This window comes from Micromonospora profundi, assembly GCF_011927785.1.
Lineage (GTDB): Bacteria > Actinomycetota > Actinomycetes > Mycobacteriales > Micromonosporaceae > Micromonospora > Micromonospora profundi.
Genome location: NZ_JAATJK010000001.1, coordinates 4925278 through 4950083, shown reverse-complemented (window position 1 = coordinate 4950083; position 24806 = coordinate 4925278). Strand labels below are relative to the sequence as shown.

The following is a 24806-nucleotide window of genomic DNA, read 5'->3' as shown; positions in this document are numbered from 1 at the left end:
ACAGTACGCTTATCTGTCGTGACCGCTGCCGATTACGCCGAACAGCTCAAGGAACTCGACGCGACCCTGCGAAACATCGAGGCCGTCCTCAACCTGGACCGGCTGCACGAGGAAAAGGCCCGCCTGGAGCAGGAGGCGTCCGCCCCTGACCTGTGGGACGACCAGGCCAAGGCGCAGCAGGTGACCTCGCAGCTGTCGTACGTCAACGGCGAGATCAGCAAGCTGGGCAGCCTGCGTTCCCAGCTCGACGACGCCCGCGTACTGCTGGAGCTGGCCGAGGCCGAATCCGACCCGGGCGTGCTGACCGAGGTCGAGGTGGAGATCACCGGGCTCACCAAGGCCATCCAGGAGATGGAGGTCCGCACCCTGCTCTCCGGCGAGTACGACTCGCGGGAGGCGCTGGTCGCCATCCGGGCCGGGGCCGGCGGCGTGGACGCGGCGGACTTCGCCGAGATGCTGCTGCGGATGTACCTGCGCTGGGCGGAGCGGCACGGCTACCCGACCGAGGTCTACGAAACCTCGTACGCCGAGGAGGCGGGCCTGAAGTCGGCCACCTTCGCGGTCAAGGTGCCCTACGCCTACGGCACCCTCAGCGTCGAGTCCGGCACCCACCGGCTGGTCCGGATCAGCCCGTTCGACAACCAGGGCCGCCGGCAGACCAGCTTCGCGGGCGTCGAGGTCCTGCCCGTGACCGAGCAGACCGACCACATCGACATCCCCGAAAACGAGGTACGCGTCGACGTCTACCGCTCCTCCGGGCCCGGTGGGCAGAGCGTCAACACCACCGACTCGGCGGTCCGGCTCACCCACATCCCGACCGGCATCGTGGTGACCTGCCAGAACGAGAAGTCCCAGCTTCAGAACAAGGCATCCGCGCTGCGGGTGCTCCAGGCCCGCCTGTTGGAGCGCAAGCGCCAGGAGGAGCAGGCCAAGCTGGAGGGTCTCAAGGAGAACGCCGCCGGTTCGTGGGGCGACCAGATGCGCTCGTACGTCCTGCACCCGTATCAGATGGTGAAGGATCTCCGAACCGAGCAGGAGACCGGCAATCCGAGCGCGGTCTTCGACGGCGAGCTCGACGGTTTCATCGAAGCCGGTATCCGCTGGCGCAAGCAGCGGCAGTTGACCGGCGACGGTGCGTGACGGCGCGCGGGCGGAGCGCGTCATCGATCTCCAGGTAGAGGCCTGAATCGACGACGCGCGCCGCTTCGGCGGGACGTGGGGCTTGGCTAAGTTGTTACACCGCGTAGACTCACCACCCGTGATTCAGCTTGAGCAAGTGACGAAGACGTACCCGAAGGCGTCCCGGCCTTCGCTCGACAACGTGTCCGTCTCGATCGAGAAGGGCGAGTTCGTCTTCTTCATCGGTCCATCCGGCTCCGGCAAGTCCACGATCATCAAAATGCTGCTGCACGAGGTCACCCCGAACAAGGGGCGCGTCATCGTCAACAGCAAGGACGTCACCTCGATGCGTTCCTGGAAGCGACCCCACTTCCGGCGCTCGATCGGCTGCGTCTTCCAGGACTTCCGGCTTCTGCCGAACCGCACCGCGTACGAGAACGTGGCGTTCGCCCTTGAGGTGATCGGCAAGACCAAGGCGGTTGCCCGCCGGGTCGTGCCGGAGGTGCTGGAGCTGGTCGGTCTCGGTGGCAAGGAGCACCGTTACCCGCACGAGCTCTCCGGTGGTGAGCAGCAGCGTGTCGCCGTCGCCCGGGCGTTCGTGAACCGCCCGCTGATCCTCCTGGCGGACGAGCCGACGGGAAACCTGGACCCGGACACCTCGATCGAGATCATGCGCCTTCTTGACCGGATCAACCGCACCGGCACGACCGTCGTGATGGTCACCCACGACTCCAACATCGTGAACCAGATGCGCCGCCGCGTCATCGAGATCGAGAGCGGCCGCATCGTGCGTGACCAGGCCCGCGGCGTCTACGGGTGAGCCCCCGCTCCACCCCTGCGCAGCCTGACGACGAACACTTCATGCCGGAGACCCGGAGGAAATCCCGATGCGCGTGAAATACGTCCTGTCCGAGGTGCTGGTTGGACTGTGGCGCAACGTGACCATGACCGTCGCGATGATCATCACGATGGCGGTCTCGCTGACCATGCTCGGCGCCAGCGGTCTCATGTACCGCCAGGTTGACGACATGAAGGACCTCTACTACAAGAACATCGAGGTTTCGATCTTCTTGAACCAGGAGGTGAGCGAGCAGCAGCGCACCGACCTGAACGCCCAGCTCGACGGCGACCCCCTGGTCAAGAACGTCATCTACGTCAACAAGGACGAGGCGTACAAGAAGTTCCAGGAGATGTACCAGGACGCTCCGGACCTGGTGAACGCCGTCAAGCCGGACCAGCTGCCCGAGTCGTTCCGCCTCAAGCTGAACAACCCGGAGCAGTACAAGGACATCTACGACAAGTACAAGGACACCGAGGGCGTCGACGAGATCGTCGACCAGAGTCGACTGCTCGACAAGATCTTCGACGTCCTCACCGCGATCCAGAACATCGCCCTGGCCGCCGCGATCGTGATGGCTGTCGCCGCGCTGCTCCTGGTGGCCAACACCATCCAGGTCGCCGCGTACAGCAAGCGACGTGAGGTGGCGGTCATGAAGCTGGTCGGCGCGTCCAACTGGTTCATCCAGGCGCCGTTCGTGCTGGAGGCCGTGGTGGCCGGCCTGATCGGTTCACTGCTCGGCCTGGTGGCCCTTGTCGCGGCGAAGTATCTGCTCTTCGACGGGTCGCTCAGCGCGTTGCAGGGCCTGCTCTCGCCGATCGGTTGGGGCGACATCCTGTTCGTCTTCCCGCTGATGGCCGGCGTCGGTGTCCTGGTCAGCGCCGCCACCGCATGGGTCACCCTCCGCTTCTACCTGCGGGTCTAGGCACCGTACGGGTCCTCCCGTCGTCTCCCGAGGGCCCTCCCGCGCCGGAAATAAACGGCGCGGGAGGGTCCTTGTCATTCAGGTAGCATGATCGGTTGTCCGGGCGAGGTGGCTCGCCACGGACATCGGAGGAGAGGGGGTGGCGCCGATGCCACGGGAAAAGGGGCGCAAGGTGGTCGCCTCCAACAAGAAGGCGCGTCACGACTACTCGATCCTCGACACGTACGAGGCGGGCATGGCGCTCACCGGCACGGAGGTCAAGTCGCTGCGGGCCGGCCGGGCGTCGCTTGTCGACGCGTTCGCGCAGGAGCGCAACGGCGAGTTGTACCTGCACGCGATGCACATTCCGGAGTACACCCAGGGCACCTGGACCAACCACGAGCCCCGGCGTACCCGCAAGCTGCTGCTCAACCGGGGCGAGATCGACAAGCTGCTCGGCAAGACCCGAGAGGGTGGGCTGACAATCGTCCCGTTGCAGGTCTACTTCTCCGACGGGTGGGCCAAGGTGGAGATCGCCCTGGCCAAGGGCAAGAAGTCGTACGACAAGCGGCAGGACCTCGCCAAGCGCGACGCGGACCGGGAGATCGCCCGGATTTCAGGCCGGCGCGGCAAGGGGATGGACGATTAGTTCGTCCCGTTTGTCCGGGTCGACGTGTCGGCCCGGGGCTCGGGATGAAACCCGTTGCGGCAGGCGTTAGTCTTGTCAGTGCCGCCACATCGGCGGCCTGTCGAGGGGGTGACTGGTTTCGACTTCGTACGCAGCGACAGGGGAAGCGAGCCGAGGAAGCCGACGTCGTCTCGAGAATCGGTCGTCGGAAACCAATAAGCGCCAAGAACCAACGCGCTGACTTCGCTCTCGCCGCCTGAGGCGAGTAGTGAGTCTGTCGGCCTGGGAACGCCTTCGTCCCAGTAGCCGGCATCAGCTAGAAGGCTGGCCAATCGGACCCGGTCGCGGGGTCCGTGCGGCGAGATAAATCAGCGACTGGGCCCGTCACACCAACTTGCTCGCGTGAGCGGTGGGGCCGAGTAGAGGCATAGCGAGCTGCGCTCGGAGAAGCCCTGACAAACCGGCGAAGGACCCGGGTTCGATTCCCGGCACCTCCACCACCTCGAACGATGCGCCCCGGCCCACCAGCCGGGGCGCATCGCCGTTTCTGCGCCACCCGGGGCCGAACGCTTCACCGCCACTCCCACGGCGGGCGCCAGTCCCAGGGTGGCAACGCGTGACCGCGAGTTCCCGAGTCGCAACTCGTCGCCGGCGTCGACCGTGTTCGTCGGCGAGCTGGGTCGGACCGGCGTCCCGAAGCGATGATCGACTCGGCTTCCTTGAAACCGGGGCATCCGGAGCGCTGGGGATACCGCGATTTCCTTGAAAGCGAGTCGATCACGCCCGGCCAGCCGCGCGGCAGCCCTGGCAGCGCCGGTAATGCGGCGGCGCGGGCGGCCCGGCGGCGCCGGCCCGGTGGCGTGGCCCGGGGGCGCAGCCCAGGGGTGCCGGAGGGCGGGGCGGGTGCCTGGCGCGGGAGGGTTCGCCTACGCTGCCGCTGTGACGAACCAGGAGCTGCGCCTGTCCGTTGGCGCGTCACCCGGCCAGCGCACCCTCTCGGTGGTGGTCGGCGTTTTCGTCACCGCCGTCGGTGCCGCGTTCGTGCTGCTGCCACTGATCGCCGACGGGCTGCTGCGGCGTCTGACCGGCCCGGGGGACGGGTTCGCCTCCTATGAGGAGGCACGCGATCTGCCGCCGGGGATGCTGCCGCCCTCCCTGCAGGACTCCGGCGGTGAGGACCAGCCGACTCTCGGCCCGCTGGCCGGGCTGTGTGGGCTGCCCTGTGCAGTGCTCGGGGTTTACCTGGTGCTGCGGGTGCTCCGTACGGCCGCCTGGCTGGATGGCAGCCGGCTACGGGTCCGGGGAGCGCTGCACAGCCGTACCGTCGACCTCGCCACAGCGGTCATCGACGCGCGAGGGATGTCGGAACGCGAGACAGGGGACGACATGCGGGCGCGTGGACACCGCCTGCCGGTCGTCATGGCCACCGATCGGGACAGCGGGCACCGGATCATGCTGCCGCTGCGGGGGATGGGGCTGGCCACGCTACCGCCGCCCGAACTGCTGGCACTTGCCGACGCGATCACATCGGGTCGACCCGACGAAGGGCGGGACAGCGAGGGGCGGGACAGCGAGGCGTACGCCGTCGCCGGCGACCTGCGTCGCCTGGCAGAGCACCGGCGGAGGACCTGAACGACCCCCCGGTGGCGCTCACTGAGCCGTCACGGGGTTGGAGTGAACGCTGTGACCAATGGTGCAGATGAGGCCTTCAGGGCATCTGGACAGCGCACGTGAGCGGGTTCACCATCGCGGTATGGGGTAGCAGCGCCGCGCGGGAGGTGCCATGGTCACCGGTCCGGTCCAGCAGCCGTCAGTCACCACCCGGTCAGCCACCGCCCATCCGTGGGCGACCGGGCTCACCCCCGAATCGCACAACGGCAGAGCGGCGTCCCCCGTCGGGTTGCCCGGTCAGCCGCGTTCCGCCGGGCTCGCCGGTGACGTGCACGCCCTCGCCCGGGCCGTCGCCGACGCGACGGTCGAGTCGTGCTGGCGCGAGAACGTGCTGCGCCGGCTGCGTCCGGTCGGCCAGGGTTTCGCCGAGCACGTCCGGGTCACCGAGGGCCCTGCCGGCCTCTACCGGGAGTTGCTCACCCATTCGCCTCGCCTGGACCACAGGGTTCGGCTGCTGACCCTGGAGCATGCCGCGATCGTCGCCACGATGCTCGCCGTGCAGCGGCTCGCAGAGCGGCCCGAGGCAAGCCTCGACGAGTTGCGGCACCGGGCGGGCCACCTGCTGCGGGCGTTGACCCGGCACCGACGGCGGGGCGCCGAGCTGCTCTGGCAGGCGTACCAGACGGATCTCGGGGGTGAGACCTGAGGGAACCGGGGTGCTGGCGGGTGCGTCGAACCCGGCATGCGTCGAGAGGCCGTTCTGCTCGTACTCCCGCTGCTCTTCGGGGTTGGTTGCGCCGCGACCGGCGACGAGCCCGCCGGTGGTCCCGGTGGCCGCGCGGAGGCGTTCGACACGCGGGCCACCGAGGTCGCCGAGGCGTGGCGACCGGGCCCGGACTGGCGCACCGGGTACGTCCCGTTGCAGGGGCCGACAGTGCTGCCCGGCGACCCGCGCTTCACATCGGAGACCGAGGCGGCCTTCCGTGCCGGTTGGTACCGGGCACAGGTCCCCATCCCGTCGGCCGGCGTGGGCGACGGGGAGATCCGTTTCCCGGACGGCCGCTCGGTCGTGCCGTTGGTCAGCGCGGCCGAGGCGTACCGGCAGCTCGACCAGGGTGACCCGCTGCCGTGCCCGGGTCGGCCCAAGCGGCCCGGCCTTCCCAGCCCGGGCGGCCCCACTGTGGAGCCGGGGCCGGACGGTTGGTCCACCAGTTCGTCGCCTACCGCCTGCCTCTCGCTGACAGTCACCGGCGTCACGCTCGGCGCGGTGCCGGTGCGTACCAGTCGGGGTGAGGCTCAGGTCCCGGCCTGGCTGTTCGCTGTCGACGAGTTGGCCACTCCGGTGGCCCGGCTCGCGGTCGCGCCCACGGCGGTCGCCCCGGTCCCCGAGCCCACCGCGCCGGCGGTGCCGCTGGCCGACGGGCTGGTGGCCGCCCAGGACCTGGTGGCGGTCGACGGGGTACGGCTGACCGTGCGGCTCGGTGTCGGCGCGTGCGACACCGGGACCACGCCGCTGGTGCGGGAACGACCGGACGTGGTGGTGGTCGGCGGCGCGGTCACCCGGGCCGCCGGTGAGTGCATCGACATGCTCAAGGTCGAGCCGGTAACCGTAACCCTGGCGGCCCCGCTGGGGGCGCGGCCCGTGCTCGACGTGTTCAGTGGGGCTCCACTGTCGATCGCTCCCCGCTGACCGGGCGCCACTTCAAAGGATCTTGGGTACGTCGGTGCTGATCGGCACCGGCAGCACTGTCGGACGGTCGGCACGCAGGCCGGTGGCGAGCGCCGCGCCGAGCTGGTCGGGGGTTTCCACCACAGCGGTGGCGCAGCCGTAGCCGGCCGCTATCGCCGTGACGTCCAGCCCCGGCAGGTCCAGTCCCGGCACCCCTGGGGTGTCCTTCAGCTCGGCGAACGACTTCAGGATCGCGTACTGCTTGTTGACCGGGACGATGACCACCACGGGCAGCGACAGGCGTGCGGCGGTCCACAGCGCCTGCACCGAGTAGTGGAACGAACCGTCGCCGATCACCGCCACCACCGGGCGTGCACGTCCGGTGTCCCGCTGCGCCAGCGCCACGCCGACCGCCGCCGGCAGGCCGTAGCCGAGGCCGCCGCTGGCCATCGTGAAGTACGACGCCGGACGGGTGATCCGCAGCCGGCGGCGCAGCGCGGACAGGTTCGACGGGGACTCCTGGACCAGGATGCCGTCCTCGGGCCAGTGCGTCGCCAACGCGGCGAACAGGGCGTCGGCGCTCAGCGGCGTGGTGATCTCCGGCGGCGCGGGGGCGCTCCGGGGTGCCGGGGGCGGCCGGTCGGTGCGCGGGACGAGGTCGAGCAGCGCGGTGAGGGTCAGCCCGGGGTCGCCGAGCAGGCTGTCCCCGACCGGGGCGCGGGCGGCCTCGTCCGGGTCGTCCGTGACGTGCAGCAGTCGGGTGCCGGCGGGCAGGTGATCACCGGGCACGTGCGGGTAGTAGCGGAACACCGGGGCGCCGATGACCAGCACCGTGTCGTGCCCGTCCAGTGCCTCGGCCAGGGGTTCGATCGCGAACGGCAGCACGCCACGGAAGTTCGGGTGGTCCTCCGGGAAGACGGCCCGTTCCGGTGCCGGGGCGGACCAGACCGGTGCGGCCAGCCGCTCCGCAAGCGTGACCGCCGTCGACCAACTGTCGGAGCGGTCCACCCCCGGCCCGAACACCAGCACCGGGTTGCGGCTGCCGGCCAGCACCCGGGCGAACTCGGCCAACCGGTGCGGATCCGGCCCGAACCGGGTGGCCACCGACCGCGGGACGGGCGCCGCCTCGGCCTCCTTGGCCCAGTCGTCCATCGGCAGGGAGAGGAAGACCGGCCCGGCCGGTGGCTGAACGGCCGTCGCGTACGCCCGCAGCAGCGCCGCCGGGATGTCCTGCGCGCGGACCGGCTCGTAGCTCCACTTGACGTACGGCTCGGGCAGTTCGACGGCCCGACGGCTTGTCAGCCGGGGTTCGAGCAGCAGCATCTCCCGGGTCTGCTGGCCGGCGGTGACGATCAGCGGTGTCTTGTTGTGCCAGGCGGTGACCAGGTTGCCCATGCCGTTGCCGGTGCCGGGGGCTGTGTGCAGGTTGACGTGCGCGGGCATGCCGGTGACCTGGGCGTACCCGTCGGCCATCGCGACCGCCGTGGCCTCGTGCAGGGCATGGACGTAGTGGAAGTCGGCCGGGAAGTCCCGCAGAAACGGCTCCTCGGTGGAACCGGGATTGCCGAACACGGTGGTCATGCCGAGGCTGCGGAGCACGTCGTACGTCGCGTCCCGGACCGTTGCCATCGCCACCTGCCTCCGTGTCGAATACGCGCAGGGACGATCGTGGTCGCCCTCCCGACCAGCCGAATCTATCGGGATGTGACGGACCTTTCGGGCGTTTCTCCAGCGTCGGTGATGCTGCTCCGATCACCCGCCGGTCAGACCTTATCCAGCACCCGGGACGCAGGCTAAGGTGCCAGGCATGGCGTTGACGGCGCGGCTGATCCCGACACACTGTCCGGATCCGACGGGTGGCGGATCCCGGACCGGGGTCTCGACTGACGGGTAGGTGGGATGCAGGGAGAGGGCCAGGCGATCGGCGGACGGGCAGTGGAGTCGATGACCGGGCGGCTGCTGGTCGCGACTCCGGCCCTCAAGGACCCAAACTTCGACCGTACGGTGGTGCTGCTGGTCGCCCACGAGCCGGGCGGCGCGCTCGGCGTGGTGCTGAACCGTGCCACCGAGGTTCCGGTCGCCGAGGTGTTGGGCGACTGGAGCGACCTGGCCCGCGAACCGGCAGTGCTCTTCGAAGGCGGGCCGGTGCAGCCCGACTCGGCCATCTGCCTGGCCCGGATGCGGCAACCGCTGCGCCGACTCAAGGGCTTCCACCAGGTGTCCGGGGCGGTCGGCACGATCGACCTCTCAGTCGACCCGGAGAAGCTGCGGGAGAGCGTCGGCGGCATCCGGGTCTTCGCCGGCTACTCCGGCTGGGGCAGCGGGCAGTTGGAGCAGGAGATCGCCGACGGGTCCTGGTTCCTGCTGGACGCCCTGCCCGGTGATGCCTTCGTCGACCGCCCCGACGACCTGTGGCCGATGGTGCTGCGCCGGCAGGGCGGCATGATGGCCGCCGTGGCGCACTTCCCGCCGGACGTGGCGCTCAACTGATCCCGGACGGCGGGACCCCCGCGAGATGACCATGCGGGCCGGTCTGTGTATAGTTTCCCAGTGCCCGGGCGACCGGGACGACAGCAAGGGGCCGTGGCGCAGCTGGTAGCGCACCACACTGGCAGTGTGGGGGTCAGGGGTTCGAGTCCCCTCGGCTCCACCCTTGCAAAAGCCCTGGTGGGGGAGCGAATCCCTCGCCAGGGCTTTTCTCGTTCCTGGCCTCTGTGGGCGTCGGTCAGTGCCAGGGCATCCGACCGGCCGCAGGGCTACCGTGCGCGCCGGGCGGAACGCTGGATGCTCCATTTCGTCAGCGGCTGCAGGGCTTGCACCAATGCCCTGCCGTCCGCACTGAGGTCGTACCGGATCTGCACCGGCGTGCTGGGGATCACGGTCCGCTCGATGAGCCCGTTTGCCTCGAGTTCTTTCAGACGCTGCGTCAGCAACCGGTCGGAGATGCCATCGATGGTGGCGCGGTACTCGCCGAAGCGGCGAGCACCTTGGGCGGCGGCGGCCAAGATCGAGCCTGTCCAGCGGCGCCCGACCAGCTCGAGCGCCTCCTCGAAGCTCGGGCAAGTGTCATCGTGGATCGAGCTGCGTTGCGGGCGCAGCGGCTGGGTGTTGGTCATTTCTGCGACCTCCGAGCCTCTTGGCTACTTACCAGAGGTAAGTATCTTACCGGTCGTTTGGCGGGACGTGCCGTCCGCCGCATCGTGGACCCATGACCGACTACGGACGCCCACTCTCCTTCGGGCTGAGCCTGGATCCCTCGGCCGCGTCACTGGACCAGACCCGGCGCCTCGCGCGTTTGGCCGAGGACGTCGGCCTGGACCTCCTCGCGGTGCAGGACCATCCCTACCAGCCGGGGCACCTAGACAGCTGGACTCTGATCAGCAGCCTCTCTGCCGCCACGGAGCGCATCTCCTTCTTCACCGACGTGGCGGACCTGCAACTGCGCCCGCCGACGATGCTCGCCAAGGCCGCCGCCTCGCTGAGCGTGCTCACCGACGGTCGCATCCACCTCGGCGTCGGCGGTGGCGCTTTTGCCGACGCGATCGCCTCAATGGGCGGTGTGCCCCGACGCGGCGGACAGATGGTCACTTTCACGGAGGAGTCACTCATGCTCCTGCGCGCGGCCCTGGCCGCGGACACCGTGCGACTGCAAACCCCCCATCACTCGGTGACCGGCTATCGCGCCGGCCCCCGGCCGCCCAAGCCCGTCGGACTCTGGCTCGGCGCCCAGGGGCCCAAGATGCTGGCGGTCACGGGCAGGTCGGCGGACGGGTGGGTTTCGCCGCTGAACATCTACGTGCCGCCGCAGCAAGTGCTCGCCCGCCAGCAGATCATCGATGAGGCGGCTACGGCTGCCGGACGCGCCCCGGAATCGGTTCGCCGAATCTACAACGTGATCGGTGCCATCGGGCATTTCCGGGGCGCCCAGGGGCTTGTGGGTGACGTGCGCCAATGGGTGGACACGCTCAGCGAGTGGGTGGTCGTCCTCGGCTTCGACACCTTCGTGTTCTGGCCCGTGGCCGACCACGAAAACCAGCTCTCGATCTTTGCCTCCGAGGTTGTCCCGGCGGTCCGCGATCGCGTCGAAGCCCTCAGGAGTACACGATGACCACGCGCCTTGGCACCGTCCCGGCCGGCCTGACCGGCAAAATCGTCACCGAGGGCGATCCTCGCTACAGTCTGCTCCGCTCCACGTACACCACCGTCGGCCGGCCCGCAGCAGTCGTCCTCGCCAAGTCGGCCGATGACGTCGCTGTGGCGCTGCGGCTCGCCCGCGGGCGGAATCTCCCTCTCGCGGTCCGCAGTGGCGGGCACGGCCTGTCCGGAAGCGCCACGAACGACGACGGACTCGTCATCGATCTGAGCGCGATGCGCCGCGTCAACGTCCTCGATCGCCGTACGCGCCTGGTACGGGTGGAGGCGGGCGCCCGCTGGGCGCAGGTCGCGCAGGCACTCGCCCCGCACGGACTGGCTATCAGCTCCGGCGACCACGGCAACGTCGGTGTCGGAGGCCTGGCAACGGCCGGCGGCATCGGATGGCTCGTCCGGCACTACGGACTCACCATCGACCACGTCCGCGCAGTGGAGGTGGTGCTGCCCGACGGCACCCAGGTCCGCGCCGATGCCGCCACCGAGCCCGATCTGTTGTGGGTGATGCGCGGTGCGGGAGCCGGTGCGGGGATCGCGGTGGCCTTCGAGATCGAGGCCATCGAACTGCGCGACGTCGGGTTCGCCCAGCTCGTCATGCGAGTGGACTCTGCGGGCGGCAACCTGCAGCGTTGGGGTGCCGTCATGGCGGCCGCGCCACGTGAACTGACGACGGCGGTGACACTGGCCTCCCAAGGCATCACGCCGGTCGCCTCCATCACCGCCGTCGTGGCCTCGAACAAGCCGGCCACGATCCAACGAGCCCTTCAGCCTCTCCTCGATATCAGGGGAATCACGGTCCAACAGGCTCATATCGTCCCGTACTCGAATATGGTCCCGCCCGCGCATCTGCACCCGAATACCGGCCAGATGCCCACCAACACCACCAACGGACTGTTCGCGGACATCAACCGCGACGCCGCCCGCGCCCTGGTGAAGGCGGTGACGGGCCGCGACCCGGTCCTGATCCAGATGCGCTCACTCGGCGGCGCCGCCAACGACCTTGACCCGGCCGCCACCGCCTACCCACATCGTCACCACAAAGCGCTTGTCATCGCCTCGACGTTCCCACCGTACGGCCGGAAGGCCCTTTCGACCGCTTGGGGCGCCTTCGCACCGCACGTGGACGGCGGATACGTGAACTTCGAGAGCCATCCCGATAGGAGGACATTCGCTCGCGCCTACCCAGGGCCGACCGGTGCCCGGGTCCGCGAGCTGTGGAAGCGCTACGACCCCGATGGCGTCCTGCACCGATCTGCAAAGGCCTGACGAGCTTCCTCCCTGAACCTCCAAGAAAGCCCACGCAACAGGGCGGCACCGGCCGCCCTCCCATGCAAAAAATCCAAGGAGTAGCAGATGAGTTTCCCGTTCCCCGTGCCCGACAAGAACGACCCGCGGTGGACCGCTCGCGGCGGTGTCTTCGTCCGGCGCTCCGAGGGCACCCACAGGTGGCTCGCAGGCGACACCTACACCATCAAGGTCACCGTAGACGACACCAACGGCTCTCTCGGGCTCATCGAAGCCACCGTGCCACCCGGGGCCGGACCGGTCGCACACAGCCACGGCAACGAGGACGAAGCGTTCTACGTGCTGTCGGGCCACCTGGAGTTCCTCAACGGCGATGAACTCCAGGTGGCCGAGGCCGGTGACTTCGTCTTCATCCCCCGCGGCACCCGGCACAGGTTCAAGAACGTGGGCGACACCGACGCCAGAATGCTGGTCATCTTCACCCCGGGCGGACACGAGAAGTTCTTCGTAGATAACGGAGACGAGCCCCAGCCCGGAGAACAGCCACCCCAGTGGGGCCCGGAACGCTACGCCAGGCTCGTGGACGAGTTGCTTGAGCAGAACGTCACCATTCTCCCTGAGTGAGCGTTCGGGTGTGCTCACACATGGCGACGCCCCGACCGGAAACCTCCCGGTCGGGGCGTCTGCGACTCGATGTCCGTTGCGGGGCTGATCAGCCCTGACGGCTCTTCCACTGCGGGTTCGCGCGGTTCACCACGATCACCCGACCGTGCCGGCGGACCACCACCGAACCGGGCTTCTGCTTGAGCGCGCGCAACGAGGTGCGTACCTTCATGTCTGCCTCCTCGGCCTGGGGTCTGGCCTCGATCCGTACCGTCTATCGGAACACCCTGGCCCATGCCGCGATTCCCGCGCCCCCGGCGTCGAACCTTTGCCTCCCCGCGCCCGTACCACTGGCGGGAGGTCAACGTCATGACCGTACGCCGGCTGCTCGTCACGGTGCTGGTCGCCGCCGCGACCGTGCCGCTGGCCGGCACGCCTGCCGCCGCGCACGGCGCCCCGACGGACCCGATCAGCAGGGCGGCGGCATGCGGACCGCAGGGCCGGTACGCGGCCACCAGCGCCTGCCGGGCGGCCGTCGCGGCGGGCGCGGCGGTCCGGGAGTGGGACAACGTGCGGGTGGCCGCGATCAACGGCCGGGACCGGGAGCGGATCCCGGACGGCGAGCTGTGCAGCGGCGGGCTGTCCGCCTACCGAGGGCTGGACCTGCCCCGCACCGACTGGCCGAGCACCGAGCTGACCGCCGGCGCGAAGTTCACCTTCCGGTACCGGACCACAATCGAGCACCGGGGTAGCTTCCGGCTCTACGTCACCAGGCCCGGCTATAACCCGCGAGCGCCACTGACCTGGGCGGATCTGGAGTCGCGCCCGTTTCTGACGGTGACCGACCCGCCGGTGCGGGCAGGTGCGTACCAGTTGGCGGGCCGGTTGCCGGCGGGCCGGAGCGGACGGCACCTGATCTACACGATCTGGCAGAACTCCAACACCCCGGACACCTACTACTCCTGCTCCGACGTGGTGTTCCGGGCGGCGCGCAGCGGCACGGCGAAGAGCGCGCCGGCTGTCCCGCGTACCACGGCGAGTAGGCCGGCCGCCGCCCAGTCGGCGGTGGCGGCGGCGGCCGACCCGGGCGTGCCTGTGGCGTCGGTACGCGACCTCGACGCGCGGTGGCCGGTGCTGGTCGGCGCGGCCACCGTGCTGGTCCTGGCGGTGCTGGTCGGCGTGGGCCGCCGGCGACGCGGAGCCGTCGCCCCGGTCGGGCGGCAGTGCGAGGTACGCAACCACCGTGCCGGGCGGCGCCGGATCTGGTGATCCGGCTCCGCCGCGAACCCCGCGGCGCTCAGCCCAGCAGCCGGTCGACCTCGGCCAGCTCGTCGGCGGTGAAGTCGAGATTGCCCACTGCGGCGACGTTGGTCTCCAACTGCTCGACGCTGCTCGCCCCGATGATCAGGCTGGTCATCCGCGGGTCACGCAGTGCCCAGGCCAGCGCCAACTGGGCCAGCGACTGGCCGCGCCGCTCGGCGACCTCGCCCAACCCCCGGATGGTGGCCATCTTCTCGTCGCTGAGGTCGCTCTCGTTGAGGAACACGCTGGTGCGCACCCGCGAGTCGGCGGGGATGCCACCCAGGTAGCGGTCCGTGAGCAGACCCTGGGCCAGCGGGCTGTACGCGATACAGCCGGCGCCGACCTCCTCCAGGGTGTCGAGCAGGCCGTCGGACTCGGTCCAGCGGTTGAGCATCGAGTACGACGGCTGGTTGATCAGCAGCGGCGTACCCAGCTCACGCAGGATCGCGGCGGCACGCGCGGTCTGCTCGGAGTTGTAGTTCGAGATGCCGACGTAGAGCGCCTTGCCGGAGCGGACGACAGCGTCAAGCGCGCCCATCGTCTCCTCCAGCGGAGTGTCCGGGTCGAACCGGTGCGAGTAGAAGATGTCGACGTAGTCCAGGCCCATCCGGCTCAACGACTGGTCCAGCGACGAGATCAGGTACTTGCGCGAGCCCCACTCGCCGTACGGGCCGGGCCACATGAGATAGCCGGCCTTGCTGGAGATGACCAGCTCGTCCCGGTACGGCCTCAGGTCGGTGGCGAGCATCCGACCGAAGTTCTCCTCCGCCGAACCGGCCGGCGGGCCGTAGTTGTTGGCCAGGTCGAAGTGGGTGACACCCAGGTCGAAGGCGCGCCGGACGATGTCGCGCTGCCGCTGATGCGGGCGGTCCGGACCGAAGTTGTGCCACAGCCCGAGGGAGACGACGGGCAGCCGCAGGCCACTGCGTCCGCTGCGCCGGTAGGTCATGGTGTCGTAGCGGTCATCCGCGGCGAGGTAGGTCACGATCACGAGCGTAGACCCGCCCCCGGGTACGCGAGATGAGGCGTTGGAACCCGGACAACGGGGTAGTTTCGTCACCATGCGGTTCATCCCCCTCGACACCCCCAAGCCGCTTTCCAAGATCGGGTTGGGCACCTGGCAGTTCGGCTCCCGGGAGTGGGGCTACGGCCCCGACTTCGAACAGCGGGCCGCGCAGATCGTCAGGCGCGCCATCGAACTGGGCGTGACAGTCTTCGACTCCGCCGAGGTCTACGGGTTCGGGCGCAGCGAGCGGATCCTCGGCGCGGCACTCGGTGACGACCGGCCGAAGGTCACGATCGCCACCAAGATCTTCCCGGTGCTGCCGGTGGCCGCCGTGGTGCAGCAGCGGGCCGTCGCCTCGGCCGCCCGGCTCGGCGTCAGCACCCTCGACCTCTACCAGGTGCACCAACCCAACCCGGTTGTCGCCGACCACACCACGATGCGCGGCATGCGGACGTTGCAGGACGTCGGGCTGGTCTCCGAAGTCGGCGTCAGCAACTACGGGCTGCGCCGCTGGCAGGCCGCCGAGGCCGCACTCGGCCGGCGGGTGCTCAGCAACCAGGTCCGCTACAGCATGCTGGACCGCGCACCCGAGCAGGACCTGCTGCCGTACGCCCGGCAGGCCGGCCGGGTCGTCATCGCGTACAGCCCGCTGGCCCAGGGCTTCCTGTCCGGCCGGTACGACGCCAAGAACCCGCCTACCGGCGCGATCCGGCGGGCCAACCCGTACTTCCTGCCCGAAAACCTGGAACGCGGCGGCGTTCTGATCGACACACTGCGCCAGGTCGCCGAGGCCCACGACGCCACCCCCAGCCAGATCGCCCTCGCGTACCTGCTGCGCCACCCCAACGTGCTGGCCATCCCCGGCGCGTCCGGCGTGGAGCAGATGGAACGCAACGCCGCAGCAGCCGACATCGACCTCGCCGACGACGAGTACGCGGCGCTTGTCGACGCCGCCAAACGGTTCCGCCCGGTCACCGGGCTCGCCGCGATGCCCCGGATGCTGCGTGCCCGGTTCGCCGGCCCAACGGGAAAGTGAGCACAGTGGACGACATCACCGCACTGATCCTTGACGACCACGCCTCCTTCCGGCGTGGCTTCGCCCGCCTCGACGACGCCCGCGACGAGCAGGAACTGCTCGCCATCTGGGACGCCCTCGCCCTGCACCTGGACATCCACGCCGAGGCAGAGGAGGCGATCCTCTATCCGCACCTGGTCAAGCACGGCGACGACGGGGAAGACGAGACCACCGACGCCATCGGCGACCACAACAAGATCCGGGACGCCATCGCCGAGGCCAAACTGCACCCGGTCGGCTCGAAGCCCTGGTGGGATGCCGTCGGCACGGCCCGCCGGGAGAACAGCGAGCACCTGGCCGAGGAGGAGGACGAGGCGTTGCCCGACTTCCGCAGACACGCCAGCACCGAACTGCGCGCCGAGCTGGGCCAGCGGTGGTTGACCTTCTACGGCGAGCACAAGGCCGGCCGCAATCTGTCGTTCCACGACAAGGACCCGCAGCAGTACGTCGCTGACCACCGCTGAACGTCATGGCGGCGCTACTGTCGGTTCTGCGATCCTTCTTGTCGTTTGCGGTTATTTCAGGGCCTTGAATGAACGTGAGCTAGCGTGGATCGGGTGACTGCGCCTACCCCGGTAATCCCGGTTCCACCGGCCGACCTGCCCGGCACGCTCGGCGCGCTACGGGCGGCCGGTCACCAGTACCGCACCGTCAAGCAGGAACTCCGCGACAACCTCCTCGCCCGGATGCGCTCCGGCGAGACCCGCTTTCCCGGCATCGTCGGATACGACGACACAGTGCTGCCCGAGGTCGAGCGGGCACTGCTCGCCGGCCACGACATGGTCCTGCTCGGCGAACGGGGCCAGGGCAAGACCCGACTGATCCGCGCACTGGGCGCGCTGCTCGACGAGTGGACCCCGGTGATCCCCGGCTCGGTGCTCAACGAGCACCCGATGCGTCCGCTCACCCCCGCGTCCCGCGCCCGGGTCGCCGAGGCCGGCGACGACCAGCCGGTCGGCTGGCTGCACCGCTCGATGCGGTACGGCGAGAAACTCGCCACCCCGGACACCAGCGTCGGCGACCTGATCGGCGACGTCGACCCGATCCGGATCGCCCAGGGGCGCACCCTCGGCGACCCGGAAACCATCCACTTCGGGCTGGTACCCCGTACCAACAGGGGCATCTTCGCCGTCAACGAGCTGCCCGATCTGGCCGAGCGCATCCAGGTGGCCCTGCTCAACGTGCTGGAGGAGCGGGACATCCAGGTCCGCGGCTACCAGCTGCGGCTGCCACTCGACCTGCTCCTGGTGGCCAGCGCCAACCCGGAGGACTACACCAACCGGGGCCGGATCATCACGCCTCTCAAGGACCGGTTCGGCGCGGAGATCCGTACCCACTACCCGGTCGACCTGGAGTTGGAGCTGGCACTGATCCGGCAGGAGGCCGACCTGGTCGCCGAGGTGCCGGAGCACGTGCTGGAGGTGTTGGCCCGTTTCGCCCGCGCGGTGCGGGAGTCGCCGTCGGTCGACCCCCGCTCGGGCGTCTCCGCCCGGTTCGCGATCGCCGCAGCGGAGACCGTCGCCGGTGCCGCGCTGCGCCGCGCCGGTCTGCTGGCCGCCGCCGGCAAGGTGTTAGGAGGGGCCCCCTCTACAACAGAAAGCGATAACAAGGGGCCCTTCCTTGCATCGGAGGCGGCGGTGGCGCGCGTTGGTGACGCGGTGTCGGTGACCAGCACCCTGCGCGGCAAGGTCGAGTTCGAGAGCGGCGAGGAGGGGCGGGAGATCGAGATCCTCGCCCACCTGCTGCGCACCGCGACCGCCGAGACGTTCCGGGGCCGCCTGGCCGGGCTGGACCTGTCCGGGTTCACCGCCCTCGTCGAGGAGGGCGCGGCCATCGAGACCGGTGAACTGGTCGGCTCCGCCGAGGTGCTGCGCCAGGTGGGCACCGTACCCGGGCTGGCCAAGGTCATGGACCGGCTCGGCCTGGGCGACGCGCCCACCCCGGAGGAGGCTGCCGCCGCCGTCGAGTTCGTGCTGGAAGGGCTGCACCTGACCCGCCGGCTCGGCAAGGACGTCACCGACTCGGGGCGCACCGTCTACGGCGGCCGGGACTGACGGTGGCCGGCAACCGGTTCCGGTACGGGCAGTGGCGCGGCGGACCCGACCCGCTCGCGCCCCCGTACGACGTGCAAGAGGCGGTGGACGCGGTCGGCGCCGAGGTGCTGGCCGGCGGCAGCCTGCGCGAGGCGCTGCGCAACCTGCTGCGTCGTGGCCAGCAGGGGCGTGGTGGCCTCGACGACCTGGCGGCCAGGGCGCGACGGTTGCGCCGGGAGGCGCTGCGCCGGGGCGACCTGGACGGCGCCGTGACCCGGGCTCGTGCCCTGCTCGACCAGGCGCTCGCCGCCGAGCGGGACGAGCTGCGGGGCCGCGACGACGACAACGCGCGGTTCGCCGAGGCGGTGCTCGACAACCTGCCCCGGTCCACCGCGCGGGCGGTGGAGGAACTGGCCGGCTACCAGTGGGCCAGCGAGGACGCCCGCCGGTCGTACCAGCAGATCCTCGACCAGCTCCGCGACGACGTCCTCGGTCAGCGGTTCGCGGGGCTGCGTGACGCGGTACGCGCGTCCGCCGATCCGGCCGCGCAGCAGCGGCTGGCCGAGATGATGCGCGACCTCAACGACCTGCTGGCCCGGCACGGTCGCGCGGAGGACACCACCGACGCGTTCGCCGAGTTCATGCGCCGGCACGGCGAGTTCTTCCCGGAGCGGCCGGGAACGGTCGACGAGTTGATCGACGTGCTGGCCCGCCGTTCGGCGGCCGGTGAGCGGCTGATGAACTCGCTCTCCGAGCGGCAGCGCGCCGAGCTGGCCGGTCTGATGCAGCAGTCGCTGGGGGACCGGCTGGCCGGGGAGTTGTCAGCGCTGGACGCGAACCTGCGGGCGCTGCGGCCGGATCTGCGGTGGGGGCGCGGCGAGCGGGTCCGGGGCGAGCAACCACTGGACTACGCCGACGCGGCCGGGGCGCTCGGCGAGATCGGTGAGCTGGACGACCTGCTGGACCAGCTCGACCAGGAGCACCCCGGGGCCACCCTGGACGACGTGGACGTCGACGCGGTCGCCCGTACCCTGGGCCGGGACGCCGCCGACGACGTGCGCCGGCTGCGTGAGCTGGAACGGGAGTTGCGGCGGCAGGGCTGGGTGAGCCGGGACGCGGACGGGCTCACGTTGAGCCCGAAGGCGCTGCGCCGGCTCGGCGGGACCGCACTGCGGCGGGTCTTCGCCGAGCTGACCGCCGGGCCGCGAGGCCAGCACGACCTGCGTTCGGCGGGCGCCGCCGGCGAGGTCAGTGGTGCGTCAAGACCCTGGGAGTACGGCGACGAGCAGCCAATCGACGTCGTACGCACCCTCACGCGGGCGGTCACCCGGGCCGGGCCGAGCGTGCCGGTGCAGCTCGTGGCGGACGACTTCGAGGTGCTGGAGACCGAGAAGCGGGCATCTGCGGCGGTGGTTCTGTGCGTCGACCTGTCGTACTCGATGATCTCGCAGGGTCGTTGGGGGCCGATGAAGCAGACGGCGCTGGCGCTGGCCCACCTCATGGAGACGCGCTTCCCGCAGGACGCGCTGCAGATCGTCGGCTTCGGCCGGGAGGCGATGACGCTCACCCAGCAGGAGTTGGCAGCGGTGGAGCCGGACATGCAGCAGGGCACCAACCTCCAGCACGCGCTGCGGCTGGCCGCCCGGCACCTGCGCCGGCACCCGGACGCCGAGCCGGTGGTGCTTGTGGTCACCGACGGTGAGCCGACAGCGCATCTGGATCCGGACGACGGGGAGGCGCTGTTCCACTGGCCGTCGCTGCCGGAGACGATCGAGGCGACCGTCCGGGAGGTCGACCGGCTCAGCCGCTACGGTGCCACGCTCAACCTGTTCATGCTTGGCGACGACCCGGGTCTGCGCCGCTTCGTCGACGCGGTGGCCCGCCGCAGCCGAGGCCGCATGTTCACCCCAGACACCGACGACCTGGGCGAGTACGTGGTCTCCGACTACCTCCGCTCCCGCCAATCCCGCCGCTAACCCTCCCCTCCCCCCTCCCCCCCTGCCCCCTCCCCCCTGCCCCCTCCCCCCTCCTCCAGCCCCAACCCCAGCCCTCTCCCGTCGATCATGGAGTTGTGGTGGGTGACGAATGGTGCTCGTCTGGGTGAACTGGGCACCACAACTCCATGATCGACGGGGTGGGGCGGGTGGGGTGGGGTTGTGGTGGAGAGTGGCGGGTTGCGGCGGGCCTACGACGGGGTGTTCGCCGAGATCGACGGGGCGACGTTTGGGCCCGCCCCGCAGGGGCGGCTCAGCGCCGAGCAGATCATGGCGCATCTGGTTGCCAACGACGAGCTGATGATCCAGGCCACCGAGGCTTTGCTGGCCGGATCGCCCTACGCGTACTACGACCTGGACGACATGCACCGTCCGCAGCTCGACGCGTTGGTCGCCGAGCAGGGCGGCATGCGTGGCCTGGCCGCGCTGCTGCACGACACCAGTGAACGGCTCTGTGCGCTTATCGATCAGCTCGGCCTGAACGCGGAAACCCCGGTAGCGACCTGCCTGCGGGAAGGCCCCGACCTGGACATCGACGAGCCCCTGCCCTGGTCCCGCACCCTGAACCTGCACGCAAAGGTCCACCTACCAAAACACCAGGCCCAACTACACGCGCTCCGCACCAACCCCTGACTCTCGTCGATCTTGTACTTCCTGCCCGGGCAAAGAGGGCGTAACGGGCAGATCCACGACCGAAAGTGCAAGATCGCGGAGGGAGTGAGGCGGGCGGGGGTGGAAGGTGCGGCGGTAGGTTGTCGGGCTTACTCCTATGCGCTGGTGGAGCTGCTGGCGTAGGGCGGCAGTGGTGTTGAACCCGCTGCGGTGGGCGATCTGGTCGACGGTGAGGTCGGTCGTCTCCAGCAGCAGCCGAGCGTGGTCGGTGCGCTGTTGCAGCAGCCACTGCGCCGGGCTCAGCCCGGTCTCCGACCGGAAGCGCCGGGTGAAGGTGCGCACGCTCATCCGTGCGTGCTCGGCGAGGTCACGCAGGGCGATCGGCTCGTGCAGCCGCTGCCGCACCCACTCGCGCGTATTCGCGGTGCTGGTGTCGGTGACCTTCGGCACCGGCTGCTCGATGTACTGCGCCTGACCGCCGTCGCGCCACGGCGGCATCACGCAGCGGCGGGCCACCCGGTTGGCGGCCTCGCTGCCGTGATCGAGGCGGATGACGTGCAGGCACAGGTCGATGCCGGCGGCCACTCCGGCCGAGGTGAGCACCCGGTCGTCGACGATGAACAGCACGGCCGGGTCGAGGTCCACCCGGCTGTGCAGGCGGCGGAACCGCTGCGCGTACGCCCAGTGGGTGGTGGCCCGGCGCCCGTCGAGCAGGCCGGCGGCAGCCAGCACGAACGCCCCGGTGCAGATCGACATCACCCGTGCGCCCCGGTCGTACGCCGAGCGCAGCGCCTCGGTCACCTCCGGCTGGATGCTGCCGTCGGTCAGCGCGGTGCCTGCGTGGATGCCCGGGACGATCACCGTGTCGGCGGTTTCGAGCAACTCCAGCCCGTGGTCCGGGAGCACCTGGAAGCCGGCGGTGCTGCGTACCGGCAGCCCGCCGGGAGTACACACCCGGACGTCGTAGCGGGACGTGTCGTCGGCTCCCCAGGCGGTGCTGAAGACCTGCGCCGGCGTACCCAGGTCGAGGCCGACCACCTGGTCGAGGGCGAGGACGGCGATCCGGTGCGGGCGTACGCTCATGGCCTGATTATTGCGCATGATGGCTTTCCGGCCACTCGTCGGTGATCGGCACCGCGCCCAGACTGGTGGCGTGAGAAAGAACCGCCGCCTGCATCCCGCCTGGCTGGTCGCGGCCGTCGCCTTCGTGGCGTTGGTCGGCGCGGCCGGGTTCCGGGCCACCCCGTCGGTGCTGCTGCACCCGCTGCACGCGGAGTTCGGCTGGCCGCTGGCGACCATCTCGGCTGCCGTCTCGGTAAACCTGCTGCTCTACGGGCTCACCGCGCCGTTCGCCGCCGCTCTGATGGACCGCTTCGGCATCCGCCGGGTGGTCTCGGTGGCGCTTCTGCTGGTCGCCGCCGGCAGCGGGCTCACCGTCTTCATGACGGCGAGTTGGCAGTTGCTGCTGTGCTGGGGCGTACTCGTCGGGTTGGGCACCGGGTCGATGGCGCTGGCCTTCGTGGCGACCGTCACGGGGCGCTGGTTCGTCCGCCGCCGGGGCCTCGTCACCGGTGTGCTGACCGCGGGCGGGGCGGCCGGGCAGCTGATCTTCCTGCCGCTGATCGCCGTGCTGGTACGCGACCACGGCTGGCGTACGGCAGCACTCGTCGTGGCCGGAGCCGCCCTCGCTGTCGTACCCCTGGTGGTGTGGTTGCTGCGCGAGCACCCGGCGGATCTCGACCTGCCCGCCTACGGCGCGACCGAGGTCGTGGCGGTGCCGCCGCCCAGCGGAGGCGCGGCGAGACGGGCGCTGGGTGCGCTGGCCGTCGCGGCGCGGACCCGGCCGTTCTGGCTGCTGGCCGGCGGCTTCGCGATCTGCGGCGCGACGACGAACGGCCTCGTCGGTACGCATTTCGTGCCGGCCGCGCACGACCACGGCATGGCCGAGACCACGGCGGCCGGGCTGCTCGCCCTGGTCGGGCTCTTCGACATCGTCGGGACGATCGCCTCCGGTTGGCTCACCGACCGGGTGGACAGCCGGCTGCTGCTCGGCGCCTACTACGCGCTGCGCGGTGCGTCGTTGCTGGTGCTGCCGAGCCTGTTCAGCGGCACCGCCCGGCCGAGCATGCTGGTGTTCATCATCTTCTACGGCCTGGACTGGGTGGCGACCGTGCCGCCGACTGTGGCGCTGTGCCGCGAGTACTTCGGCGACGCCGGTGCTGTCGTGTTCGGCTGGGTGTTCGCCGCGCACCAGTTCGGGGCGGCGATCGCCGCGACGGGTGCGGGGCTGGTCCGCGACCGTCTCGGCGACTACGCGATGGCCTGGTACGTGGCGGGCGCGCTGTCGATCGGCGCTGCCGGGCTGTCGTTGCTGCTGCGCCGACGGCCCGGCCGGCCGGTGCCGGAGGCCGTGCTGGCCGCCGCGACCGCTCCGAAGGCGTGGAGCTTCCGGGGCTGAGGCGGACCGCTCAGCCGAGCGTCCACTGCTGGGCGGGTCGACCGTCGCAGGTCCGCTGCCGAACGTCGTCGCCGGCCTCGGCGCCGTCGTCCTCGGGCTGCGCGCACTTGCCGCTGTGCGCCGCCACCAGCAGCACCGGGCCGGTGCCTGTGGCGCTCAGCCGCCACTGCTGGTTGGGCCCGCTGTGGCAGGGGAACTGCATCATCCGTGCGCCGTCGTCCCCACTGCCGCCCTCGACGTCGAGGCACTGCCCGTAGGCGGCATTGGTGAGCGCCACGACATCCGCGGCGGCAGGGTTGACCACCCACTGCTGCTCCGGGCCGCCGCTGCACGCGGCCAGTTGCGCCTCGGCCTTCTCGCCGTCGCCGTCGACACCGAGGCACAACCCGGAGGCGGCCCGCAGCACAGTCGGCCCGGTGGGCGGGCCGGCCGGCGTGGTGGGCGACGGCTCGGCGGAGGGCGTCGGGCTCGGCTCGGCAGCCTCGGTGGTCGGCTCCGGCACGCTTGACGGCGCGCCGACAGTCGCCGGCACCACCGGCTCCTCGTCACCGTCGAACAGGCCGGTGGCGAAGAGCACCCCCACGAGTACGCCGACCAACCCGACCGCCACCGCCAGCCGCAGCAGCGGGTCGCTCAACAGGCCGGAGTGCGGCGCCCGGCGACCGCCGTAGACGGTGCCGGCGGGCTCGGGGCGTTCCTCGGGGGCGGACATGGGGCCATCCTCACCCACGGCGGCGCGCCGGAGCCAACCCGGCGGTCAGTCGACGACCCGGACGTCCTTCCAGAACGCGACCCGGTCGCGCACCATCTCGGCGTCCGGCTTCGGGTCCGGGTAGTACCAGACCGCGTCCTGGCTGGTGCTGCCCTCGTGCTCAAGGGTGTAGTACGAGGCGGTGCCCTTCCACGGGCAGACGGTGTGCGTCGGCGACTCGCGGATCAGGTCGTCGCGCAGGGCGGAGCGGGGGAAGTAGTGGTTGCCCTCCACCAGCACGGTGTCGTCGCTCTCGGCGACGACCAGGTCGTTCCACACGGCTTTCGGCATGCCCCCAACAGTAGGCCGCCGCATCGACGACGGCAGGGGTCAGCGGGTCGGCTGTGGGTCTGTGACGTCGGCCACTGTGGCGTCGAGCATGGCGATCGCGGCATCGGCGTCGACCGCGACTGCGAGACCGCGTTCACCAGCGCCCAGCGTGATCTGCCGACCGCGCAGCCGTTCGTCGGCGATCACCGGCCACGCCGTGCTCGCGCCGAACGGGGTGATGGTGCCGCGCTCGTAGCCGGTCGCCGCCAGCGCGCCCGCCGCGTCCGGCATGGAGAGGCGGTGCACCCCCAGAAGAGCCCGCAGCTTGGGCCAGGAGATGACCCGGTCGCCGGGGGTGAGCACGAACAGGTGGTCGTCCACGCTCCGGCGCACCACGATCGTCTTCACCACGTCCGGGACGGCGACACCGCGGGCGGCGGCGGCCTCCGCCAGGCTGCCGACCGGACCGTGGCTGACCAACCGGTACGGGAGCCCGGCGGAATCCAGGGCGGCGATCGCGGGCGACGGCATGATCGCAA

Annotated in this window: 26 protein-coding genes, 1 tRNA gene and 1 other RNA gene; 20 read left to right on the top strand and 8 right to left on the bottom strand. The window is 70.5% G+C overall.

Going from position 1 to position 24806, the window contains the following annotated elements; genetic code table 11:
- The first annotated feature begins 18 nt into the window (after positions 1 to 18).
- From prfB to F4558_RS21705, 8 genes are all read left to right on the top strand, one after another.
- Positions 19 to 1140, top strand: a complete 1122-nt coding sequence (gene prfB / locus F4558_RS21740; protein ID WP_053657278.1) for a peptide chain release factor 2 — start codon at positions 19 to 21, stop codon at positions 1138 to 1140.
- A gap of 118 nt (positions 1141 to 1258) precedes the next feature.
- Positions 1259 to 1939: a cell division ATP-binding protein FtsE gene (ftsE, locus tag F4558_RS21735; RefSeq protein WP_007455859.1), complete on the top strand. Its 681-nt coding sequence runs from the start codon at positions 1259 to 1261 to the stop codon at positions 1937 to 1939.
- Positions 1940 to 2006: 67 nt separating this feature from the next.
- The gene (ftsX, locus tag F4558_RS21730) at positions 2007 to 2882 is read left to right on the top strand and encodes a permease-like cell division protein FtsX (RefSeq protein WP_053657276.1); all 876 of its coding nucleotides are present in this window, start codon (positions 2007 to 2009) and stop codon (positions 2880 to 2882) included.
- A 148-nt stretch (positions 2883 to 3030) separates the two neighbouring features.
- Positions 3031 to 3510 carry an SsrA-binding protein SmpB gene (gene smpB / locus F4558_RS21725; RefSeq protein WP_167945801.1) on the top strand — a complete coding sequence of 160 codons (480 nt, stop codon included), beginning with the start codon at positions 3031 to 3033 and terminating at the stop codon, positions 3508 to 3510.
- 104 nt (positions 3511 to 3614) lie between these two features.
- Positions 3615 to 3989, top strand: a transfer-messenger RNA (tmRNA) gene (ssrA, locus tag F4558_RS21720).
- A 439-nt stretch (positions 3990 to 4428) separates the two neighbouring features.
- On the top strand, positions 4429 to 5121 hold the full coding sequence (locus F4558_RS21715) for a hypothetical protein (protein WP_167945799.1): 693 nt from the start codon (positions 4429 to 4431) through the stop codon (positions 5119 to 5121).
- A gap of 151 nt (positions 5122 to 5272) precedes the next feature.
- On the top strand, positions 5273 to 5806 hold the full coding sequence (locus F4558_RS21710; RefSeq protein WP_231640100.1) for a hypothetical protein: 534 nt from the start codon (positions 5273 to 5275) through the stop codon (positions 5804 to 5806).
- 36 nt (positions 5807 to 5842) lie between these two features.
- Positions 5843 to 6790: a hypothetical protein gene (locus F4558_RS21705; RefSeq protein WP_167945797.1), complete on the top strand. Its 948-nt coding sequence runs from the start codon at positions 5843 to 5845 to the stop codon at positions 6788 to 6790.
- A gap of 12 nt (positions 6791 to 6802) precedes the next feature.
- On the opposite strand, the gene mdlC is transcribed toward F4558_RS21705, so the two are convergent.
- Positions 6803 to 8398, bottom strand: coding sequence for a benzoylformate decarboxylase (gene mdlC / locus F4558_RS21700; protein ID WP_053657354.1), 1596 nt, complete (start codon positions 8396 to 8398; stop codon positions 6803 to 6805).
- Between the two features lie 270 nt (positions 8399 to 8668).
- Here mdlC and F4558_RS21695 point away from each other — a divergent pair, with 270 nt between their 5' ends.
- Both F4558_RS21695 and F4558_RS21690 read left to right on the top strand, forming a co-directional pair.
- Positions 8669 to 9259, top strand: coding sequence for a YqgE/AlgH family protein (locus tag F4558_RS21695; RefSeq protein ID WP_053657262.1), 591 nt, complete (start codon positions 8669 to 8671; stop codon positions 9257 to 9259).
- Positions 9260 to 9346: 87 nt separating this feature from the next.
- Positions 9347 to 9419, top strand: a tRNA-Ala gene (locus F4558_RS21690).
- Between the two features lie 106 nt (positions 9420 to 9525).
- Here F4558_RS21690 and F4558_RS21685 read toward each other — a convergent pair.
- Entirely contained in the window at positions 9526 to 9885 is a 360-nt protein-coding gene (locus F4558_RS21685) for a winged helix-turn-helix transcriptional regulator (RefSeq protein ID WP_053657260.1), read from the bottom strand.
- A 92-nt stretch (positions 9886 to 9977) separates the two neighbouring features.
- On the opposite strand from F4558_RS21685, the gene F4558_RS21680 reads away from it, so the two are divergent.
- From F4558_RS21680 to F4558_RS21670, 3 genes are all read left to right on the top strand, one after another.
- Positions 9978 to 10877, top strand: coding sequence for an LLM class flavin-dependent oxidoreductase (locus F4558_RS21680; RefSeq protein ID WP_167945795.1), 900 nt, complete (start codon positions 9978 to 9980; stop codon positions 10875 to 10877).
- A complete protein-coding gene (locus tag F4558_RS21675) occupies positions 10874 to 12184 on the top strand; it encodes an FAD-binding oxidoreductase (RefSeq protein WP_167945793.1) in 1311 nt (436 codons plus the stop codon). Before F4558_RS21680 ends, F4558_RS21675 begins: the two co-directional genes overlap by 4 nt.
- A gap of 87 nt (positions 12185 to 12271) precedes the next feature.
- Positions 12272 to 12787, top strand: a complete 516-nt coding sequence (locus F4558_RS21670) for a quercetin 2,3-dioxygenase (protein WP_053657254.1) — start codon at positions 12272 to 12274, stop codon at positions 12785 to 12787.
- A gap of 88 nt (positions 12788 to 12875) precedes the next feature.
- Here the strand turns inward: F4558_RS21670 and F4558_RS21665 are convergent, their stop codons facing one another.
- Positions 12876 to 12998, bottom strand: a complete 123-nt coding sequence (locus F4558_RS21665; protein ID WP_053657252.1) for a ribosomal protein bL36 — start codon at positions 12996 to 12998, stop codon at positions 12876 to 12878.
- Between the two features lie 137 nt (positions 12999 to 13135).
- On the opposite strand from F4558_RS21665, the gene F4558_RS21660 reads away from it, so the two are divergent.
- Positions 13136 to 14035, top strand: coding sequence for a lytic polysaccharide monooxygenase auxiliary activity family 9 protein (locus tag F4558_RS21660; RefSeq protein WP_167945791.1), 900 nt, complete (start codon positions 13136 to 13138; stop codon positions 14033 to 14035).
- Between the two features lie 28 nt (positions 14036 to 14063).
- On the opposite strand, the gene mgrA is transcribed toward F4558_RS21660, so the two are convergent.
- On the bottom strand, positions 14064 to 15059 hold the full coding sequence (mgrA, locus tag F4558_RS21655) for an L-glyceraldehyde 3-phosphate reductase (protein ID WP_312877381.1): 996 nt from the start codon (positions 15057 to 15059) through the stop codon (positions 14064 to 14066).
- A 70-nt stretch (positions 15060 to 15129) separates the two neighbouring features.
- Here mgrA and F4558_RS21650 point away from each other — a divergent pair, with 70 nt between their 5' ends.
- The 5 genes from F4558_RS21650 to F4558_RS21630 all read left to right on the top strand — a co-directional run bounded on the left by F4558_RS21650 (position 15130) and on the right by F4558_RS21630 (position 20809).
- Positions 15130 to 16110: an aldo/keto reductase gene (locus F4558_RS21650; protein WP_167945787.1), complete on the top strand. Its 981-nt coding sequence runs from the start codon at positions 15130 to 15132 to the stop codon at positions 16108 to 16110.
- A 5-nt stretch (positions 16111 to 16115) separates the two neighbouring features.
- A complete protein-coding gene (locus tag F4558_RS21645) occupies positions 16116 to 16613 on the top strand; it encodes a hemerythrin domain-containing protein (protein WP_053657350.1) in 498 nt (165 codons plus the stop codon).
- Between the two features lie 84 nt (positions 16614 to 16697).
- Complete coding sequence (locus F4558_RS21640; protein ID WP_053657246.1) at positions 16698 to 18203, top strand: magnesium chelatase ATPase subunit I; 1506 nt, start codon at positions 16698 to 16700, stop codon at positions 18201 to 18203.
- Positions 18204 to 18205: 2 nt separating this feature from the next.
- Positions 18206 to 20158, top strand: coding sequence for a vWA domain-containing protein (locus F4558_RS21635; RefSeq protein WP_167945785.1), 1953 nt, complete (start codon positions 18206 to 18208; stop codon positions 20156 to 20158).
- A 183-nt stretch (positions 20159 to 20341) separates the two neighbouring features.
- Entirely contained in the window at positions 20342 to 20809 is a 468-nt protein-coding gene (locus tag F4558_RS21630) for a hypothetical protein (RefSeq protein ID WP_167947593.1), read from the top strand.
- On the opposite strand, the gene F4558_RS21625 is transcribed toward F4558_RS21630, so the two are convergent.
- On the bottom strand, positions 20783 to 21889 hold the full coding sequence (locus F4558_RS21625; protein ID WP_167945783.1) for a GlxA family transcriptional regulator: 1107 nt from the start codon (positions 21887 to 21889) through the stop codon (positions 20783 to 20785). The two genes, F4558_RS21630 and F4558_RS21625, sit on opposite strands and share 27 nt — an antisense overlap.
- Position 21890: 1 nt before the next feature.
- Here F4558_RS21625 and F4558_RS21620 point away from each other — a divergent pair, with 1 nt between their 5' ends.
- Entirely contained in the window at positions 21891 to 23246 is a 1356-nt protein-coding gene (locus F4558_RS21620; protein ID WP_209273354.1) for an MFS transporter, read from the top strand.
- A gap of 10 nt (positions 23247 to 23256) precedes the next feature.
- Here F4558_RS21620 and F4558_RS21615 read toward each other — a convergent pair whose 3' ends face one another.
- Genes F4558_RS21615 through F4558_RS21605 form a run of 3 tightly spaced genes read right to left on the bottom strand, consistent with a single transcriptional unit; the run spans position 23257 to position 24798 of the window.
- Positions 23257 to 23958, bottom strand: a complete 702-nt coding sequence (locus tag F4558_RS21615; RefSeq protein ID WP_167945781.1) for an RICIN domain-containing protein — start codon at positions 23956 to 23958, stop codon at positions 23257 to 23259.
- Between the two features lie 45 nt (positions 23959 to 24003).
- The gene (locus F4558_RS21610; protein WP_053655229.1) at positions 24004 to 24288 is read right to left on the bottom strand and encodes a DUF427 domain-containing protein; all 285 of its coding nucleotides are present in this window, start codon (positions 24286 to 24288) and stop codon (positions 24004 to 24006) included.
- 39 nt (positions 24289 to 24327) lie between these two features.
- On the bottom strand, positions 24328 to 24798 hold the full coding sequence (locus F4558_RS21605; RefSeq protein ID WP_209273353.1) for an aminoacyl-tRNA deacylase: 471 nt from the start codon (positions 24796 to 24798) through the stop codon (positions 24328 to 24330).
- Positions 24799 to 24806 lie beyond the last annotated feature (8 nt).